The organism is Pseudomonas sp. GW456-12-10-14-LB2, from assembly GCF_002884345.1.
GTDB classification, from domain to species: Bacteria; Pseudomonadota; Gammaproteobacteria; order Pseudomonadales; family Pseudomonadaceae; genus Aquipseudomonas; species Aquipseudomonas paraglycinae.
In genome coordinates, this window is record NZ_POHV01000155.1 from 1 (window position 1) to 272 (window position 272).

1 protein-coding gene is annotated in these 272 nt (G+C 72.8%); it reads left to right on the top strand.

Features of this window, described 5'->3' with window-relative positions; translation table 11 throughout:
* A partial coding sequence (locus C1X29_RS29920; protein ID WP_146023309.1) for a class I tRNA ligase family protein occupies positions 1–272 on the top strand: 272 nt, incomplete at both ends.

Here is a 272-nt window from a genome sequence, read left to right on the forward strand (position 1 = left end):
CTTCACCACCAAGCTCTGGAACGCCCACCGCTTCGCCGAGATGAACGGCGTCCTGGCCGTCCCCCGCACGGGCAGCGTCCCGCCGGCCACCGCCCCGGTGAACCGCTGGATCCTGGGGGAGACGGCGCGGGTGCGCGAGGAGGTGGACGCGAGCCTCGGGGCCTTCCGCTTCGACCACGCGGCGAACGCGCTGCACGCCTTCGTGTGGGGCGTCGTCTGCGACTGGTACGTGGAGTTCTCCAAGCCGCTCCTCCAGGGCGAGGACGCGGGGG